This is a genomic window from Mycobacterium innocens (genome assembly GCF_900566055.1).
In the GTDB taxonomy this organism is placed as follows: Bacteria; Actinomycetota; Actinomycetes; order Mycobacteriales; family Mycobacteriaceae; genus Mycobacterium; species Mycobacterium innocens.
Map to the genome: position 1 here is coordinate 1 of NZ_UPHQ01000042.1, position 1897 is coordinate 1897.

Annotated in this window: 2 protein-coding genes; both read left to right on the plus strand. The window is 68.0% G+C overall.

Annotation, left to right across the window (positions count from 1 at the left end):
• Window positions 1–563 precede the first annotated feature (563 nt).
• On the plus strand, window positions 564–728 hold the full coding sequence (locus tag EET03_RS30065) for a hypothetical protein (protein WP_167470586.1): 165 nt from the start codon (window positions 564–566) through the stop codon (window positions 726–728).
• Between the two features lie 13 nt (window positions 729–741).
• Window positions 742–1897: thymidine phosphorylase (locus tag EET03_RS05120; protein WP_122508736.1), on the plus strand; the 1156-nt coding region annotated here is incomplete at its 3' end.

Below are 1897 nucleotides of genomic sequence, written 5' to 3' on the forward strand. Positions count from 1 at the left end.
CGGCTTCCCGCAGCGGCGGTAGTTCGCGCTGACTGAGCCGCGCCGGAAGTCGCCCGTCGCGGCCAGCTGCTCATACAGCCGCGCCCGCTGCTGTTCCAGATCCTCCAGCGGGGCGTCGTCCACCTTCGGCCTCCTGTCTGGTTGTTTATACCACAACCCGACTACCTCGTAACCAGCCTCAAACCCCGCTACCTACAAATCTGACGCGCACCCATCCCCGCACGCAACGCAACAGCTCAACCCGCCGCGACCACTGCCAATCCTGATTCGCGAGCCAAGACAAGAACCCCGGAGCCGGTCACCTACTCGTGGTACCTGACCAGCATCCAAGCCGGCTTCGAGCCCTGGAGCGGCAGGGTCGCCGCGGGGTTAGATTCGTTCTCCGTCCTCGTCAACGGCGTACAACGACTGTGCCCAACGGCATACCCCGACCGGGCCATCGCGGTCGCCCGCCGCAAAGGTAGTCACCCGCTGTGCCGATCTGCCGAAGCGGGGGTATTCGAAGAGAACGGCTGCAAGTCGGGTGCACGTCGGGCGAGGTACCCTCTAACGCGTGCTCGACGATGAGCTGTTGGAAGCTGCTGCGGGACAAGGCAAACGACGAAGCGACCGGAGCGTATCCGCCGTCCTCGCGGTTGCGGGTACCGGTCCGGCACTGGTTGACGACCGCCCCGCGCTGCGCACCGACCACCCGGCTGGGCGACCCCGAGCCGGTCGGCCCGAACTGACCGAGGAATCGTCTTGACGGACTTCGAATTCGACGCGCCGACGGTAATCCGGACCAAGCGCGACGGTGGTCGGTTATCCGATGCCGCCATCGACTGGGTCATTAGGGCCTTCACCGACGGCCGGGTCGCCCCGGAACAGATGTCGGCTTTGTTGATGGCGATTTTCTGGCGCGGCATGGACTCCGGCGAGACCGCCAGATGGACGTCGGCGATGCTGGTATCGGGTGCCCGGATGGATTTCGCCGATCTGCGGCTGCCGACCGTGGACAAGCACTCCACCGGCGGGGTAGGCGACAAAATCACCCTGCCGTTGGTGCCCGTCGTCGTCGCCTGCGGTGCGGCGGTGCCGCAGGCGGCGGGCCGGGGACTCGGCCATACCGGCGGCACTCTGGACAAGCTGGAATCAATCTCCGGGTTCACCGCGACGCTGTCCAATCAACGTGTGCGCCAACAACTTTGCGACGTCGGTGCGGCCATCTTCGCGGCCGGCGAGTTGGCCCCCGCCGACGCCAAGCTCTATGCGCTGCGCGACATCACCGGCACCGTCGAATCCCTGCCGCTGATCGCCAGTTCGATCATGAGCAAGAAGCTGGCCGAGGGAGCGGGCGCGCTGGTACTCGACGTGAAGGTCGGTGCCGGGGCCTTCCTGAAATCCGAGGCGCAGTCCCGCGAACTGGCGCACACCATGGTTGACCTCGGCGCCGCGCATGGCGTGCCCACGCGCGCCCTGCTGACGGACATGAATTCGCCGCTGGGTCGCACCGTCGGCAACTCGCTCGAGGTGGCCGAGGCCCTGGAAGTGCTGGCCGGCGGCGGACCGCCCGACGTCGTGGAGCTGACCGTGCGGCTGGCCGGCGAGATGCTGCAGCTCGCCGGGATCGACGGCCGCGACCCGGCACAGACGCTGCGTGACGGCACCGCGATGGACCGGTTCCGCCGGCTGGTCGCCGCTCAGGGCGGCGATTTGTCGAAACCGTTGCCGATTGGTCGGTGTTCGGAAACCGTCACGGCCGGCCGGAGCGGCACAATGGGCGACATCGACGCGATGGCAGTGGGTTTGGCGGCCTGGCGGCTCGGCGCGGGCAGATCCCGGCCGGGGGCCCGGGTGCAGCACGGGGCGGGGGTGAGGGTTCATCGTCGTCCCGGGGAGCCTGTGGTGGCCGGCGAGC

Bases quoted from the DNA above. Each gene is read 5' to 3' on its own strand.
- EET03_RS30065 (WP_167470586.1), top strand. From the start codon at position 564: ATGAGCTGTTGGAAGCTGCTGCGGGACAAGGCAAACGACGAAGCGACC.